15 protein-coding genes are annotated in these 16086 nt (G+C 55.0%); 1 reads left to right on the forward strand and 14 read right to left on the reverse strand.

Annotated features, from left to right (window positions below; genetic code table 11):
* Positions 1–8: 8 nt before the first annotated feature.
* The 10 genes from ACIQU2_RS27070 to ACIQU2_RS27115 all read right to left on the reverse strand — a co-directional run bounded on the left by ACIQU2_RS27070 (position 9) and on the right by ACIQU2_RS27115 (position 9709).
* On the reverse strand, positions 9–2039 hold the full coding sequence (locus ACIQU2_RS27070) for a pyridoxamine 5'-phosphate oxidase family protein (protein ID WP_403145318.1): 2031 nt from the start codon (positions 2037–2039) through the stop codon (positions 9–11).
* Between the two features lie 63 nt (positions 2040–2102).
* Complete coding sequence (locus ACIQU2_RS27075) at positions 2103–2729, reverse strand: glutathione S-transferase family protein (RefSeq protein WP_403145320.1); 627 nt, start codon at positions 2727–2729, stop codon at positions 2103–2105.
* Between the two features lie 130 nt (positions 2730–2859).
* A complete protein-coding gene (locus tag ACIQU2_RS27080) occupies positions 2860–3762 on the reverse strand; it encodes a LysR family transcriptional regulator (RefSeq protein WP_403145322.1) in 903 nt (300 codons plus the stop codon).
* Positions 3763–3898: 136 nt separating this feature from the next.
* The gene (locus ACIQU2_RS27085) at positions 3899–4342 is read right to left on the reverse strand and encodes a DUF3291 domain-containing protein (RefSeq protein ID WP_403145325.1); all 444 of its coding nucleotides are present in this window, start codon (positions 4340–4342) and stop codon (positions 3899–3901) included.
* A gap of 297 nt (positions 4343–4639) precedes the next feature.
* Positions 4640–5578, reverse strand: a complete 939-nt coding sequence (argC, locus tag ACIQU2_RS27090; RefSeq protein ID WP_347803315.1) for an N-acetyl-gamma-glutamyl-phosphate reductase — start codon at positions 5576–5578, stop codon at positions 4640–4642.
* A 74-nt stretch (positions 5579–5652) separates the two neighbouring features.
* Entirely contained in the window at positions 5653–6507 is an 855-nt protein-coding gene (locus ACIQU2_RS27095) for a ThiF family adenylyltransferase (RefSeq protein WP_403145327.1), read from the reverse strand.
* 17 nt (positions 6508–6524) lie between these two features.
* Positions 6525–6980, reverse strand: a complete 456-nt coding sequence (locus ACIQU2_RS27100) for a GNAT family N-acetyltransferase (protein ID WP_347803280.1) — start codon at positions 6978–6980, stop codon at positions 6525–6527.
* 41 nt (positions 6981–7021) lie between these two features.
* Complete coding sequence (locus ACIQU2_RS27105) at positions 7022–7744, reverse strand: 2OG-Fe dioxygenase family protein (RefSeq protein WP_403145330.1); 723 nt, start codon at positions 7742–7744, stop codon at positions 7022–7024.
* 15 nt (positions 7745–7759) lie between these two features.
* Entirely contained in the window at positions 7760–8683 is a 924-nt protein-coding gene (locus ACIQU2_RS27110) for an iron-containing redox enzyme family protein (RefSeq protein WP_347803278.1), read from the reverse strand.
* Between the two features lie 105 nt (positions 8684–8788).
* On the reverse strand, positions 8789–9709 hold the full coding sequence (locus tag ACIQU2_RS27115; protein ID WP_347803277.1) for a fatty acid desaturase: 921 nt from the start codon (positions 9707–9709) through the stop codon (positions 8789–8791).
* A 331-nt stretch (positions 9710–10040) separates the two neighbouring features.
* Here ACIQU2_RS27115 and ACIQU2_RS27120 point away from each other — a divergent pair, with 331 nt between their 5' ends.
* Complete coding sequence (locus tag ACIQU2_RS27120) at positions 10041–10973, forward strand: LysR family transcriptional regulator ArgP (protein WP_403145334.1); 933 nt, start codon at positions 10041–10043, stop codon at positions 10971–10973.
* Between the two features lie 282 nt (positions 10974–11255).
* Here the strand turns inward: ACIQU2_RS27120 and glmS are convergent, their stop codons facing one another.
* The 4 genes from glmS to ACIQU2_RS27140 all read right to left on the reverse strand — a co-directional run bounded on the left by glmS (position 11256) and on the right by ACIQU2_RS27140 (position 15978).
* A complete protein-coding gene (gene glmS / locus ACIQU2_RS27125; RefSeq protein ID WP_403145336.1) occupies positions 11256–13088 on the reverse strand; it encodes a glutamine--fructose-6-phosphate transaminase (isomerizing) in 1833 nt (610 codons plus the stop codon).
* 1 nt (position 13089) lies between these two features.
* Positions 13090–13866 carry a DeoR/GlpR family DNA-binding transcription regulator gene (locus tag ACIQU2_RS27130; protein ID WP_134421074.1) on the reverse strand — a complete coding sequence of 259 codons (777 nt, stop codon included), beginning with the start codon at positions 13864–13866 and terminating at the stop codon, positions 13090–13092.
* A gap of 202 nt (positions 13867–14068) precedes the next feature.
* Positions 14069–15436: a bifunctional UDP-N-acetylglucosamine diphosphorylase/glucosamine-1-phosphate N-acetyltransferase GlmU gene (gene glmU, locus ACIQU2_RS27135; protein WP_403145339.1), complete on the reverse strand. Its 1368-nt coding sequence runs from the start codon at positions 15434–15436 to the stop codon at positions 14069–14071.
* A 116-nt stretch (positions 15437–15552) separates the two neighbouring features.
* Positions 15553–15978: a F0F1 ATP synthase subunit epsilon gene (locus ACIQU2_RS27140; RefSeq protein ID WP_008155716.1), complete on the reverse strand. Its 426-nt coding sequence runs from the start codon at positions 15976–15978 to the stop codon at positions 15553–15555.
* Positions 15979–16086: the final 108 nt, after the last annotated feature.

The raw sequence follows: 16086 nt of genomic DNA on the forward strand, positions 1-16086 counted from the left end.
GGCAGATGCTACAGGTCGAGGACCAAAGGCTGCGACCCCTGCGCCGGAATCGCACAACAAATCAGTACTTGTCCGTCATCCGGCACTTCCGCCGGCGGCTGTGGATAATTCACCTGGCCGCTGATCAGCCGGGTCTTGCAGGTCCCGCAGGAACCGCCGCGGCAACTGAATTCCGGGCGCAATCCACGGCTTTCCGCCAACTCCAGCAAACTGCCCCCGTCGGGTTGCCAGCGAGCCTCTTTAGCCGAGCGCTGAAACACCACCGGCACCGAGGTCGTAGCAGCGGGCGGTTGCTCGATGACCACCGCATCGGGGTCCGGCACCCGGCGCAAGGTCGAGGGGCCGAAGGTTTCGGCGTGAATCCTTGCATCACGGATGTCCAGTTCCCGCAGGCCGTCGTACAGCGCTTGGGTAAAACTGCCCGGACCACAGAGGACAAAATCCAGCTGATCGTAGTCCTCCACTTCAAGGAGGGTCTTGAGCAGCGCGGTGTCGATCCGCCCCGTCAGGTCGAAATCCTCACCCTCCAAGGCCCCGGCTTCCGGCTGACTCACCAGACGCAGCACCCTGACCGCATCACCTGCGCCATCGAGCAAGCTATCCAGCTCAGGACGAAACGCTTGATCGGCCAGCGTGCGCGAACTCTGGAAAAACCAGGTCGGCCGGATGCGGCGGGTGCGCAGGCCTTGGTAAACCACCTCGCGCAGCATCGACAGCAGCGGCGTGATGCCGACACCGGCAGCCAGAAGCACCAGCGGCCGACGTTCATTAGGTGCCACGGTGAAATGCCCTTGAGGCGCACGGGCCTCCAACAGATCACCGACGCGCACCTGTTCATGCAAGTGCGAAGACACCAAGCCTTCACGCTTCACGCTGATGCGGAAAAAATCATCGGACGGCGCACTCGACAGGCTGTAAGTGCGGATGTGCACCTCGCCGGCAATGTTGAAGCGCAGCGGCAAATGCTGCCCGGCCTGAAACACTGGCAACCCCGCGCCATCGGCAGACTCCAGATAGATTGAGCGGATGTTGTGGCTTTCCTCTTTGATGCGCGCCACCCGCAGCGGCCGCCAACGATCGCCCATGGCCTGGGCTTGCAGACGGGCATTGGCCTGTGCCCAGGTGCCGGTCAGCAAACTGGTGGGTGACACGCCGTCGAAGCGCCACCGCAGAGCAAGCGCGGCGGGCCGACGCACCACGCTTTCGACCTCAAATGTCCACAAGCGCTCAGCCCCTTGAAACGCCTCGATCTGTGGGCCTTCAAGAATGATTTCGGTACGACCGCTGAGGTGCAGCAGGTCTCCCGAACTGAAATCGATAAACAGCAAACCGGCCCGGGGATTGAGCAGCAGGTTGCCCAAGGTGTTGAAAAACAGGTTGCCGGCGAAATCCGGAATGGTCAGGCGATTACCTTCTACCTGTACGAAACCGGCCTGGCCGCCGCGGTGGGAAACGTCCACCGAGTGTTGGCCATCAACGTCCACGTAACTGGCGACAAAGAACGTATCGGCCCCCGCGATCAGGGTTTTGGCCGCATCATCCAGCCCGTTGAGGTGTTGCGCGATGCGAGTCGACGGATCCGCCAACGGCACCGAGCGAAATTGCCGCAATTGGATGTATTGCGGGCAATTGCCGAAGGACTGCTCCACCGTCACATCGAAGCCGCCCGCCGTCATCGCGCTGACTCGGCCGTTGAGGCGGTTGCGGCGACGGGTGTGCAGTTCGATCCCCAGCAGGCCGATGGCCGCACCCTCCGTCAATTGAGCCGGATCGTCGGCGCCCGGCAGGCTGCGAAATTGCAGTGCGCCCGGCTCGGGCGAGTGAGCGAAGCCCGGTTGCCCTTCGAGAATACTGGCCCAAGGATTTCCGTCGGCATCCACCGCGCCGTACAGCATGAACGGCAGTTGCTCATAGAACGTGCGGTGCTGATCCGGCATCTCGCTGCGAATCACCTTACGACCGAGCACCTCCATTCGCTCGGCAATGCCCACATGAACCTGCAACTGTTTCTCGCCAGCGTGCCACGGTGAACGGTCCATAACGGCATCTCCCCTGCGCCATGGGCGCAGTGTGAACGGCCCGACAATGCCGGGCCGCAAGCATCAGACAGTTTTTTGCAGGCCGGCGACGGTGCGCGGCATGCCGACAAAACCCGGCAAGGCTTCGATGCGCGCCAGCCAGGCGCGGATGTTGGCGTAGTCCTCCAGGGACACGTTGCCTTCTGGCGCATGGGCGATGTAGCTGTAGGCCGAAACGTCGGCAATGGTTGGCTCGGCGCCAGCCAGATATGGCGTTGCTGCCAGTTCCTGATCGATCACTTTGAGCAAGGTGTGGGAATAAGCGATCACTTCTTCAGCGTTGTAAGCTGCACCAAACACCGTGATCAGCCTCGCTCTGGCGGGGCCAAAGGCAATCGGCCCAGCGGCAATCGACAACCAGCGCTGAACCTTCGCCGCCCCGACCGGATCGGTTGGCAGCCAGCGGCCATTGCCATATTTCTGTGCCAGGTAGACCAGGATCGCATTGGAGTCAGCCAACACCACACCTTGATCATCAAGGACCGGAACCTGACCAAAAGCGTTGAGCGCGAGGAAATCCGGTTGCTTGTGCGCGCCCTTCGGCAAATCGACAAAGATCAGCTCGGTCGGCAGTTGCAGCAGGGACAGCATCAGCTCCACACGGTGAGCGTGGCCGGAACGTGGAAAGTTGTAGAGTTTGATCGCTTGCATGGTCGACTCCGCTGGGTGGTGGCGCTGTTGAACAGTGTTCAGCACCGATGGGGCGCTATCTTCCACCCGCAACCAAAACAACAGAATAACCAGCCAACGCAATCCATTATTTCACCCAGCGAAATAACCCTCACGCCTGCAAGGATGGATGCTCACGCAGCGCACTCACCGCAAAATCCACAAAACTGCGAATCCGTGCAGGGGCCTTGCGCCCGCCCTGATAGACCACATGGATAGGCAAGGGCGGCAGTTCGAAGTCCGCCAGAACGATTTCCAGCTCACCGGAAGCGACTTTGCTCGCTACCTGATAAGACAGAACCCGGGTCAATCCCAAACCCAGGCATGCCGCCGTAATGGCCGCCTGATTGGCCGTCACCACCAGGCGCGGTGCTGGTCGAACACTCAGCGGCTCTCCCCCTTCGAGGAACGGCCAGGTTCTCGACTGACCGATAGAGGACGTTGCAATAACCGGCGCCTGAGCCAGATCCTGAGGATGTCGAGGTCGACCACGGTCCGTCAGAAAGTCCGGCGAGCCGCATACCACCCGCCGAACCTCACCCACCCGAATGGCGTGCTGATTACTGTCGGGCAACTCACCGATCCGCACGGCGACGTCGACCCCCTCCTCGACCATGCTGACCACTCGATCGACCAGCAACCCATTGATGCTGACCTCAGGAAACTGCGTCAGATAATTCACCATCACGGGCGTGACAAACAGCTCACCGAACAACACCGGCGCAGTAATCGTTAATTGCCCACGCGGTTGGGTATGGCTGCCCGCCGCCGAGTCCTCGGCTTCCTGCACCTCGGCGAGAATCCTCCGACAGTCTTCCAGGTAACGCTGACCTGCCTCGCTCAAATGCACACTGCGGGTGGTGCGCGTCAGCAGCAACGTGCCGATGCGTTTCTCCAGCGCCGCCACGGCGCGAGTGACGCTGGCGGCCGACAGGCCCAGACGCCGCGCCGCCGCCGAGAAGCCTTGGTCTTGGGCGACGGCAGCGAAGACTTGCATTTCCTGGAATCGGTCCATGGGCTCCCCAATGAAATGAGACAGCGACCCCCCGCGGATCGCTTGTACCCAGTAGCGTACCCTCGCTGGATCGGCGACGCGATTTTAGGCGCATGTTGCCGTTCACAATGGCTTCGCGTAACGGCTCAGAGGGCTCTCAACACAAGGCAATCGAAAGCTCGCTCGACTTGAGATCAAACGCCTCGCGGGAAGGACCAATCTCATGAAGTAGCTGCAATCGATCATGAGCCTCGTGCAAAGTCGGAATATGGTCATCATCAACCCACCACATCACAACACGTGGTTTGGTGATAGGCAGAAACCACTCGGCCCCTCTCAAACGAAATTCATTGTGCGGCGTTTTATATAAGAAGTCTTTCAGCGCGGCAGGGCTTTTCCACAATGAAAGGGTATAGAGATACCCTTCACCCCACAGCTCATCGAGCAACTTTTGATCTTCGTTTACTTCCCGCCAAATAAAACCGGGGTGAGCCTCTGCAAGTCCATTTACATACGCCGTGGAAGAATAAAAGCCTTCCATACGAGGGTCCACCTTTGGATACTTAGGTTTGACCAAGTCAAACTGCGCAAGAATAGCCATTACTAATAGTCCTTTAAAATAAAGTACATGCTGCCCAGCTGACTGGGCTATCACAGTTACAAACGATGTGTTTTATTAGTTCCAGGCAAGTTTGTACTTGCCCGAAACTTTTAAGTACGGATAGTTGTTCTATTTCAAAATTGAAATATACAAACGCCACACCCTGATGAGTGCTGCAGGAGGTTGTGAAACTTCGAGAGTGCGAAGGTGACGCGAGTGCGTCGCCCTCTAAGTTTTTAAACCGGATAAAAAACCCTGTAGCCGTGAATACTCATGGCTACAGAGGTTACATAGCTTTCAGCTTGCCTGGCCGGCCAGCATGAGATTGAGGTTCTGGACAGCAGCGCCCGACGCCCCTTTTCCTAAGTTGTCGTAGACCGCGGCGAGCAGAACCTGGCCGGTTTTTTCATCCGAAAAGACATAGATGTCGAGTCGGTTGGTGTCGTTGAGGTATTCAGGATCAAGCTGGGTCACCGTCTGGACCTGGTCCAGTGGAACAACCTTGATGAATTCAGCATTCGCATAGTGTTTGCTCAGGCACGCGTGGATACCCTGAACCGAGGCCCCAGCAGGCAACAAGCGCAAATGAAGCGGCACATACAACACGATCCCCTGGCGGTACTTACCATAACCAGGCGTGAAAATAGGCCGGTACTCCAATAACGCTTCGGCCATCATTTCCGGAACGTGCTTGTGATTGAGGTTCAGGCCATAGCCGCGATAGGGAGCGTCTGTATGTTGTGGGTGATCCAGGTTCTCATAGGCATCAATGAGTGATTTGCCGGAGCCGGAATACCCGGATATGGCGTGCACGTTGACAGGGTAGTCCTTGGGCACAACCCCGGCTTCCGTCAATGGACGCAGTAAGGCAATGGCCCCTGTCGGGTAGCAACCTGGATTGGACACACGCTTGGCCACCGAGATGGCCTCAGCCTGGCCTGCGGTCAACTCGGGCAAACCATAAACCCAGCCTGGCGTCGTACGGTGAGCAGAGCTTGGATCAAGTACACGCACCCGAGGATTTTCAATGAACGAAACAGCTTCAATCGCCGCATCGTCAGGCAGGCACAGGATGGCAATATCACAGGCATTAAGTGCTTCAGCCCTTTTTACCGGGTCCTTGCGTTCGGCATAGGGTAACTGCAAAAGATCAATATCATTGCGACTACTCAGACGCGAATGTATTTGAAGACCAGTAGTACCGGCTTCCCCGTCGATAAAAATAATTGGCTTCATATTCACGAAATATCACGATAATGAGTGTATTGGAATTTTATCATACCTTTACCCACTGTGCAGCCTGACGTTTTTCAGGCGTGCTGCTGACTAACTTTCCGAGTGGTACTATTCTTAAGTCCCCTCACACCCTCATTAACGAAAGTCTCCTCAAATTTTCCAGCCATAAAGTCGATTTGATAAACATAGGGCACCGGTTTAAAAAACATATCCCGATTCAATAACTTAGCAAGTGTAAAAGTCGCAGTCAGTGTCGTGGCCAACAAACATGCAGAGCTCAGGGAGGCGACTTTGCGTCCTTCAAAGTCCAGTTTTGGATCTTCCAGATAAGCTCGATGCAAGCGCAAAGGGTCAAGTCCGATGCCGAAATTGACCAGCTTTTCAGTCTCACTTATATCCGGCGTCAGCGAAAAATAATCTTCGAAGGACATGGATTGCGGATGGAAATGGTGCAACGTACCGCCAAACCCGATCGGGCAGGACACCACCGCAGGAATACCCAACTCACGGGCCTTTTGGTACATGAGAATGCGCGGCTCGATAACGAAGTAGTCCATGGCATCGCAGAGCATGTCGACGCCCTGTAGAAAATCATCAACCGTTTCTGCGCTGACACCTTCGTACTGCTCTATGCGCAAGGCGGGATTGATCGACAGCAACCGCTCGCGCAAGACATCGGCTTTCTTCGAACCGACCGTATGGGTAGTTGCGCCAAACTGTCGATTGAAGTTTTCCGGCCCGAAGATATCGAAGTCAGCAATTTTGATACCACCAACCCCCATGCGTACCAATGTCTCGGCATGGGTATAGCCCACACCGCCACACCCGGGTACGGCGATGGTCTTGTTTTCCAGCAGGTCCAGTTCATCTTCACTGACCAACCCGATCATTCGACTGTAGATAACTTCGCGTGAATATTCGTTTTGCATAATAAATCCCTATATTCTCATTTGGCGACGTAATGAAAGCCAACGATTCCAAAACCGTGTCGCGACCAAAAAGACTGCGCCAGTGAATTGCTAACGAACGTATCAAGACAGACGTGCTCACATCCCTGATCGCGGGCCAGGGTCTTCAGATAGTCCAGCAGTTGTGCGCCAACTCCCCTGCATCGACGGCCACCCTCGACAATGAAATGATCGATATATAGATATTTGCCACAGTAGATTCTTGTGTTCAGCCAATAACCCGACAAGCCCACCAGATCAGGCCCTTCAAATACCCCGACACATCGCCAATTCAACACCGCGATCGCTTCCAATCGACTTAACAGCACTTCTTTAGTGAGGCTTGGATAAAAAGCCGCCAGCAACGCAAGCGTCCTGTGCAACTCATCAGGCCGTAATTCCCTGATCGTTAACGTTGGGTGGCCCGTTGTGTCCATACATTCATACTTTGTCATAACTAACTCACCCAGGCGGCCGACGTATGCAAAGGGCCTGATCAATGAAACTCAATAACCAATAGATCTCGATACCCCATATCTGCACCCGGGATTATTTCAATAGCCGTCGTATCGTGAAATACCGTATCGTCCCTGAATACGACCGTCTGACAGGGTTTCTCCAGGGTTCCCACATAAATCGGTTGCTGATGCATGATATCGACCAGCGTGGTTTCTCCCCCGGCCACGCCACTCCGATCTACCATGAACAGGCAACTGAATTTTACACCGTCACGATGTTTACCCTCAGGCACTGGCAACCCCTGCATATTGGGCGTCGCAAGAATCCGATTGAAATAGGTATTGATCTTCCAGCTTTGAACGTCCTCTATCTCGCTGTAAGCATTAGCCAGTTCCAGCAGGATTCTCCTCAGTACTTCGTTGTCGGCCATCTCCGCCGTCACGGGGGCGAAGTGCCTGTCGATACCACCGTTTAATGGGTTGAAGTATTCAGGTTGAGAGTAAGGAACATGGGGCTGCTGTTCCAGGCGATTACCGTCTGCATACCACTTGAACTTCCCAAACCGGCGATAACGATACCTACCGCCGTCGTTCATGTATCGATCAAGTTCAAGCTCATTCCAGTAGTTCTGGAAGTCTGACCAACCTGCCATATTGGAAAAATCCAAACCGAAAAGATCGGCAGCACTGCCCGCCACAAATCGACTATTCTTCAACGCCCAGAGGGTCTGCGGCTCGACACTGGTAATATGTGCTTTCATATTGTTTCTCTATTATCACTTCAACAGAATCTGATTAGATTTGATAGCCAGCTCGATACTTTTGTAATAATCGACCGCGACGTTGTATCGGATGAGACAACCCACACACATTTCTTCAATCGCTTCTGGGCACGACTCAGCCAGCGGCATCAGTACACGATAGAGAAGTTGTTTACCGTGATTTGCATCAATTGTTATATGCATATCATGGTAATAAATTACGTCTTCAGGCATGCCCAACCGACGCATCGCTTTTACCGTCCTGGAAAACCGGTAAGGCGCAGTATGCTCAAGGATCGCCAAGGCCCCCAGCAAACGCGGGTGATACTGTCGACGCAACGCGTACATCAGTAAAAGATTGCCGTTTTTCAACGCTTCAGCCGGCGCTTGCGGAACGCTAACCTGCGGCCCCATGAGTTCACGCAATTGCTCCGCAGACTTACGAAACAACACGGTGTGCATTTCGGACAGTGTGCCCAAGCCCATCTCGTCCCAGTAGTTTTCCGCAAGCGCCAACTTCATATCGCCTGTCATGCCCAGTTGGGCCAGAGCGATAACGTCGTCGAAGCGTCCGTCGACCTGCTCCTCCATCGCAATGTAGAAACTCAGCTCTTCCAGCGTTGATTCGTCAGCCAATCGGTTAAAAAAAGGGGCGACTTCTCGACGATGGGCTGCATGCAAACGGTTGTACCACTTTAGAAACTCGGATGCGTTTTTTGGCAATGAGCTTGTATTAACGCGGCCTTCTTCATAGGCGTTCCATTCATCTTCCAGCACTTGAGTACGCGCATACTCCTCATGATACGGTGCCGTTTTATAAGCACTCGGCTCTGCCAGCTCTCGTAGATAAAATGAATTAAGCTCCGTTTGTGTCAGCAACAAATCCACTGCCGATGGCGCATTAGTCTGCTTCCGCGTCATACTATTTTGCAGATCCATATCTATTCCTTTTCATTGCCCGGGACGAGCGCCATCCGGGAGAGGCTATCTATATCCACCTCTGAGAAAACTCGATTTCTAGTTTTGCAGAAAAACAGTTTCGACTTACTGTTTTTTGACCATGGATCGTATCAACCCCAAATAAAATGTTTTATATGACACTTCCAGATACTTACACTTTTCGTGAATTTTTTCATGCAGATCGTGTAGACGATCAATCGGCAAACCAGGCATGAGGTGGTGTTCGACGTGATAATTATTGCCGTTCGTAAACCAGTTCATGAACGCATTACTTTTGATCGTTCTTGTATTTTCGAAAGGATCCGTAGAATCGGTCGCGCAACGAAAATGCTCTGGCATTTCAATCAAGGCGTGTACCGGAGCCGCTACCAGCATCAACGGAAGAATCCAGAGATAAAGGATGATCTCAATACCAAATTTTACGGAGATTGCGGACAGGAATGTAATCATTAAAACCATAACGAGATGGTCTCGTTTAATGCGTCTGGAAACGCTAATATTTACATTCTCATAATGAGATCCCAGCGCGATCACTACATTCTTAAAGAACCTTGGGTAGTGCGCAATCATCAACAATCTGGTCAGCAGCGCGCTTACCGAACGAAGGGACAACGCACCGTATTGGTCGCCGTAATCAAAAAATTCCCGATTTTCTGGTGTTCCCAGGTATCGGTGATGATGCATGTGACTGGCTTTGTAATCGGCATATGACACCAGCATCGGCAGCCCGAGTAATATACCGAAGAACTCGTTTAACTTCTTATTCCTCAATCCTTGCGCGTGTAGTACCTGATGCTGAAGTTCGACACCATGTGCATACATTGCCCCCAGGAGAACAATCCCCGTAACCACCTCCCAAGTGTGTTCACTCAGTGCCAAATATCCTCCCATTACAATCAGCACTGTGTATATTGCAAATTTCAACGCAAACGTCACATCACTTGATCTGCTTTGTATATCTGCCAATGCCAACCGACTGGCATTATTAAATGTAGTTCTCTGCACAACTCACTCCGTCGAACTGAACAATACTTTAACTGAGGTTTATCTTTTAGCAGGGCTTGGCACACTGTTTCGTACTTTGCTTTTATTAAGTCATTTTGTGTACCTTCTACAGTAACTCGTGTTAACTATGTCCTCCTCGGTCTTTGAGCGCGTAGTTATCTACTCTGCTTGGCTCTGTGATCAATCAATCCTGTTTAATAGTTTTAAATAGGTACTAGATAACACACAGACCCACTGTGAAGATTTACATCGTTATGCCCTCAGCGCCGATTTTCAATAGGTTCGATTCCGAAGTAAAAAAGATATTGTTGATCCCCCATAAGGAAAACGGATGTTCGATTACAAATTGCTTTCTGCTCTTTCTGCGGTCATTGAACAGGCCGGTTTCGAACGGGCTGCGCAGGTGCTCGGTTTGTCGCAGCCGGCTGTATCTCAGCGCATAAAGCTATTGGAGGCCAGGGTTGGTCGCCCCGTATTGGTACGAGTCACTCCACCCGTGCCTACGGAGATTGGCAGACGTCTGCTTTATCATGTCCAGCAGGTACGCTTGCTCGAACGAGACCTGCAAAGCCATGTTCCGGCGCTAGACGAAGACGGGTCGCCGGAACGTCTACGCGTTGCCCTGAACGCGGACAGTCTGGCCACATGGTGGGCACGATCGGTGGGGGACTTTTGTGCCGAGCAAAACTTGCTGCTGGACCTTGTGGTAGAGGATCAAGCGGTCAGTCTCAACCGTATGCGCGCAGGTGAAGTTGCTGCGTGTGTTTGTGCAAATGAACGTCCGATGGCAGGCCCACGCAGCCTGCTACTCGGCGCAATGCGATATCGGGCGGTTGCGAGTCCTGCGTTCATTGCCCGACACTTTTCCAATGGCATAAGTGCGCAGCTCATCGCTCGTACACCAGCACTGGTGTTCGGGCCCGATGACTTCTTACAGCACCGTTACCTGGCGTCCTTAGGCATTCACGGTGGTTTTCAGCATCATTTCTGCCCTTCCTCCGAAGGTTTTATACGCCTGACAGAAGCCGGTCTCGGGTGGGGGCTGGTCCCTGAACTACAGGTTCTTGATCATCTGCAACGCGGCCTGCTGGTCGAACTTCTACCTGACAAACCAACCGATGTGCCGCTTTATTGGCACCATTGGCGCAACAGCGGGCAGTTATTAGGACAATTGACCGACCACCTGGCGCAATCATCCAAACGATGGTTAGTCCCTCTGGAATCACCGGCACGTATTGCTCGTCACTCCGCGGTAGTTCAATAAGTAACTGATGACGCCTTCACACCATCATCTAAAGATGAAGAGTGAAAGTCAGCAGCGCGGTGGCACGGTGATCGAAACGTCAAACGCAACAGCCCAGGCAGTTGTGAGAAAACAGAAGGCTATTAAAGGAGGGAAAGAACCAAAGCCGCCGACGCGCCCTGGGTGTTACAACGATAGGAATGCGGGATTATGGCAAATAAGCTGTCAGGAACGGCATCACTCTGCACCTTCCTGACAGCCTTTATTCATGAAATACACAGGCTTTTCAGGTCTGTGGATAACTCACTCTACCGTCACCGACTTCGCCAGGTTACGCGGTTGGTCAACGTCGGTGCCCTTCAATACGGCCACGTAATACGAGAGCAACTGCAGCGGAATGGTGTAGAGGATCGGCGACAGAATGTCGTGAATGTGCGGCATTTGCACAACATGAGTGCCTTCGCCATTGGTCATGCCGGCCTGCTCGTCTGCAAAGACGATCAGCTCGCCGCCACGGGCGCGGACTTCCTGGAGGTTGGATTTCAACTTCTCCAGCAGCTCGTTGTTCGGTGCCACGGTGACCACCGGCATATCGTTATCCACAAGCGCCAACGGGCCGTGTTTCAGCTCGCCGGCCGGATAGGCTTCAGCATGGATGTAGGAGATTTCCTTAAGCTTGAGCGCCCCTTCCATTGCCACCGGGAATTGCGCACCACGACCGAGGAACAGGGTGTGGTTTTTCTCGGCGAACAGCTCGGCGATTTTTTCGACGGTGCCGTCCATGGCCAGGGCTTCGCCGAGGCGGGTTGGCAGGCGACGCAGTTCTTCAACCAATGTAGCTTCGACGCCTTTGGCCAACGTGCCGTGAACCTGACCCAGGGACAAGGTCAGCAACAGCAGACCGACCAACTGAGTGGTAAAGGCTTTGGTCGAGGCCACGCCGATTTCGCGACCGGCCTGGGTCAGCAGAGTCAGATCGGATTCACGCACCAGTGAGCTGATGCCGACGTTGCAAATCGCCAGGCTGGCGAGGTAACCCAACTCTTTGGCGTTACGCAGAGCAGCCAGGGTGTCGGCGGTTTCGCCGGACTGGGAGATGGTCACGAACAGGGTGTCGGCCTGCACCACCACCTTGCGGTAGCGGAACTCGCTGGCGACTTCGACCTGGCACGGGACGCCGGCCAGTTCTTCGAGCCAGTACCGGGCAACCATGCCCGCGTGGTAACTGGTGCCGCACGCGACGATCTGCACGTTGCGCACTTTGGCGAACAGCTCGGCAGCCTGTGGACCGAACGCTTGCACAAGCACTTGATTCTGGCTAATGCGACCTTCCAGAGTGCGCTGCACCACGGCCGGTTGCTCGTGAATTTCCTTGAGCATGAAGTGGCGGAATTCGCCCTTGTCGGCGGCTTCGGCGCCATCGCGGTACTGCACCGATTCACGTTCGACCACTTGGCCGCTCACGTCCCAGATCTGCACGCTGTCGCGGCGAATTTCGGCGATATCGCCTTCTTCCAGGTACATGAAGCGGTCAGTGACCTGGCGCAGGGCCAACTGATCGGAAGCCAGGAAGTTTTCACCCATACCCAGACCGATGACCAGCGGGCTGCCGCTGCGGGCGGCGACCAGACGATCCGGCTGCTGAGCGCTGATGACCGCCAAACCGTAAGCACCGTGCAGCTCTTTGACAGTAGCCTTCAGGGCCACGGTCAGATCAGGCAGATCCTTGAGTTTATGGTTCAACAGGTGAGCAATGACTTCGGTGTCGGTGTCCGAGGTGAACACGTAACCCAAGGCTTTCAGTTGCTCGCGCAGGGCTTCGTGGTTCTCGATGATGCCGTTGTGCACCACCGCCAGATCACCGGAGAAATGCGGGTGAGCGTTGCGCTCGCACGGCGCACCGTGAGTGGCCCAGCGGGTGTGGGCGATACCCAGGCGGCCGGCCAGCGGTTCTTCGACCAGCGCCAGTTCCAATTCACTGACCTTGCCCGGGCGCCGCAGGCGCTCAAGCTTTTGGTCATTGGTGTAGACCGCTACACCGGCACTGTCATAGCCACGGTATTCAAGGCGCTTCAGGCCTTCGAGCAGGATGGCGGTGATATTACGTTCTGCAACTGCGCCGACAATTCCACACATGCTATTTCTCCTGATTGACAGCCGCGAGGATCAAGTTGATTCCGCGGGCCTGAATCTGATCCCGTGCCTCAAGCGGCAGGCGATCATCGGTAATAAGGGTATGGACGCTGCTCCAGGGCAGCTCCAGGTTGGGAATCTTGCGGCCGATCTTGTCGGCCTCCACCATGACAACCACTTCCCGGGCGACTTCAGCCATGACCCGGCTCAGTCCCAGCAGTTCGTTGAAGGTGGTGGTACCACGAACCAGGTCGATGCCATCGGCACCGATGAACAACTGGTCGAAATCGTAAGAGCGTAGTACCTGCTCGGCCACCTGCCCCTGAAAGGACTCGGAATGCGGGTCCCAGGTACCGCCGGTCATCAACAGTACCGGCTCATGCTCAAGTTCACTCAAGGCATTGGCGACATGCAGGGAGTTGGTCATCACGACCAGGCCCGGCTGCTGGCCGAGTTCCGGAATCATCGCCGCCGTGGTGCTGCCGCTGTCGATGATGATCCGCGCATGCTCACGAATTCGTGTGACGGCAGCGCGGGCGATGGCCTGCTTGTATTTGGACACCGGTTGACCAAGGTCGGCCACCAGCTCTTGAGGCAGGGTAATCGCTCCGCCATAACGGCGCAGCAGCAAGCCATTGGTCTCAAGCGCCGCGAGATCCTTGCGGATTGTAACTTCTGACGTTTCGAAGCGCTTGGCCAGCTCATCCACACTGACTTCGCCCTGCTCATTGAGCAAGGCGAGGATGTTGTGACGGCGTTGAGGTGTATTGCGTTTCGACATGGCTTGGTAAGTTTCGATTCGAAAGATAACGGAAGCAATCAAAACCTATTGTCGAAACTTCGTCAAGCCAGCATCAGAAAAAAGATTTGTGGATAACCCATAAAAAGATCGCAGCCTTCGGCAGCTCATACAGGGCATTTGTGCTCACCCTGTAGGAGCTGCCGAAGGCTGCGATCTTTGATCTTTTCAATCTGTGGATAACTCAGCTCTTCTTGATTTTCTCAGGCCGCTTCCAGCCATCGATGTTCTTCTGCCGCGCACGGCCCACGGCCAACTGCGCGTTATCCACATTCTGCGTAATGGTCGAACCAGCAGCAGTGGTCGCACCCGAAGAGATATCCACAGGCGCAACCAACGAGTTGTTGGAACCGATGAACACATCTTCACCCAGCACGGTTTTCCACTTATTGGCACCATCGTAGTTGCAGGTAATGGTGCCCGCGCCGATGTTGGTACGCGCGCCGATCTCGGCGTCACCCAGATAGGTCAGATGACCGGCCTTGGCGCCCTCGCCGAGATGAGCGTTTTTCAACTCAACAAAGTTACCCACATGTGCTCGTGCTTCCAGCACGGTACCTGGACGCAAACGGGCGAACGGGCCGGCATCGCTGCCTTCGCCGAGAATCGCGCCTTCGATGTGACTGTTGGCCTTGATCACCACACCTTTGTGCAGGGTACTGTCCTTGATCACGCAGTTCGGGCCGATCACCACGTCGTCCTCGATAACGACCTTGCCTTCGAGGATCACGTTGATGTCGATCAGCACGTCGCGGCCGACGGTGATTTCACCGCGCACATCGAAACGAGCCGGGTCACGCAGGGTCACGCCTTGAGCCATCAAACGACGACCGGCACGCAGCTGATAGTGACGCTCAAGCTCGGAAAGCTGCTTGCGGTCGTTAGCGCCCTGCACTTCCATGGCATCGTGGGGTTGCTCGGTGGCCACCACCAGCCCGTCGCTGACCGCCATGGCGATTACGTCGGTCAGGTAATACTCGCCCTGGGCGTTGTTGTTCGATAGACGGCTCATCCAGCCACCCAATTGCGCGAAGGGCAGCGCCAGAATGCCGGTGTTGCCTTCAGTGATCGCTCGTTCGGCTTCGTTGGCGTCTTTCTGCTCGACGATGGCTGTCACCTTGCCGTCGGCGTTGCGGACGATGCGGCCATAGCCGGTCGGGTCGTCCAGCTCTACTGTCAACAAACCCAGTTGCTGCGGCGCTACTTGCTTGAGCAGACGCTGCAGGGTCTCGACTTCGATCAATGGCACGTCACCATAAAGAATCAGGACGGTGTCGGACTGAATGAAAGGCACCGCTTGAGCAACCGCGTGGCCAGTCCCAAGCTGTTTGTCCTGCAGGACGAAATTCAGATCATCAGCCGCCAGACGCTCGCGCACTGCATCGGCGCCATGGCCGATCACTACGTGGATGCGCTGTGGATCAAGTTGCCGGGCGCTGTGGATAACATGGCCGAGCATCGAGTTGCCGGCAATCGGATGCAGAACTTTCGGCAGTGCCGAACGCATGCGAGTGCCCTGACCAGCAGCGAGGATAACGATTTCTAAAGACATGACTGGCTACCAATCCTGGGTGGTCAGCGGCTGCGACCAGGTTATGAATATCTAAAAAGAAAAAAGGGTAGCCGAGGCTACCCTTTTTAATCAATCGCACAACAAGCGGTGGCCTATTAGTGGCCGAACTTTTTGCGGATCTGCTGGACGGTGCGCAGCTGAGCTGCGGCCTCGGCCAGACGTGCGGCAGCAGAACCGTAATCGAATTCTGCACCACGGTCATGCAAGGCCTTCTCGGCAGCCTTAACGGCTTCCTGAGCGGAGGCTTCGTCCAGGTCGGCAGCACGTTGCACAGTGTCGGCAAGTACCTTGACCATGTTCGGCTGAACCTCGAGGAAACCGCCGGAGATGTAATACACCTCTTCTTCCCCGCCCTGCTTGATCAGGCGGATCGGGCCCGGCTTGAGATTAGTGATCAGCGGCGCGTGACCCAGGGCGATACCAAGATCACCCAGTGCACCGTGCGCAACCACCATCTCGACCAGGCCGGAGAAGATTTCCCCTTCCGCGCTGACGATATCGCAATGGACTGTCATAGCCATCTGATTGCCTCAACCTAAATTAGCGCCCGTTGCCGGGCGCCGGGATTACAGTTTCTTGGCTTTCTCGATCGCTTCTTCGATGCCGCCGACCCAGTAGAACCCTTGTTC

The sequence above is a fragment of the Pseudomonas sp. NPDC098740 genome (assembly GCF_044760065.1).
GTDB lineage: Bacteria > Pseudomonadota > Gammaproteobacteria > Pseudomonadales > Pseudomonadaceae > Aquipseudomonas > Aquipseudomonas rossensis.

Coding starts and splice junctions, on each gene's coding strand:
- ACIQU2_RS27070 (WP_403145318.1), bottom strand. CDS start 2,039: ATGGACCGTTCACCGTGGCACGCTGGCGAGAAACAGTTGCAGGTTCAT.
- ACIQU2_RS27075 (WP_403145320.1), bottom strand. CDS start 2,729: ATGCAAGCGATCAAACTCTACAACTTTCCACGTTCCGGCCACGCTCAC.
- ACIQU2_RS27080 (WP_403145322.1), bottom strand. CDS start 3,762: ATGGACCGATTCCAGGAAATGCAAGTCTTCGCTGCCGTCGCCCAAGAC.
- ACIQU2_RS27085 (WP_403145325.1), bottom strand. CDS start 4,342: ATGGCTATTCTTGCGCAGTTTGACTTGGTCAAACCTAAGTATCCAAAG.
- argC (WP_347803315.1), bottom strand. CDS start 5,578: ATGAAGCCAATTATTTTTATCGACGGGGAAGCCGGTACTACTGGTCTT.
- ACIQU2_RS27095 (WP_403145327.1), bottom strand. CDS start 6,507: ATGCAAAACGAATATTCACGCGAAGTTATCTACAGTCGAATGATCGGG.
- ACIQU2_RS27100 (WP_347803280.1), bottom strand. CDS start 6,980: ATGACAAAGTATGAATGTATGGACACAACGGGCCACCCAACGTTAACG.
- ACIQU2_RS27105 (WP_403145330.1), bottom strand. CDS start 7,744: ATGAAAGCACATATTACCAGTGTCGAGCCGCAGACCCTCTGGGCGTTG.
- ACIQU2_RS27110 (WP_347803278.1), bottom strand. CDS start 8,683: ATGGATCTGCAAAATAGTATGACGCGGAAGCAGACTAATGCGCCATCG.
- ACIQU2_RS27120 (WP_403145334.1), top strand. CDS start 10,041: ATGTTCGATTACAAATTGCTTTCTGCTCTTTCTGCGGTCATTGAACAG.
- glmS (WP_403145336.1), bottom strand. CDS start 13,088: ATGTGTGGAATTGTCGGCGCAGTTGCAGAACGTAATATCACCGCCATC.
- ACIQU2_RS27130 (WP_134421074.1), bottom strand. CDS start 13,866: ATGTCGAAACGCAATACACCTCAACGCCGTCACAACATCCTCGCCTTG.
- glmU (WP_403145339.1), bottom strand. CDS start 15,436: ATGTCTTTAGAAATCGTTATCCTCGCTGCTGGTCAGGGCACTCGCATG.
- ACIQU2_RS27140 (WP_008155716.1), bottom strand. CDS start 15,978: ATGGCTATGACAGTCCATTGCGATATCGTCAGCGCGGAAGGGGAAATC.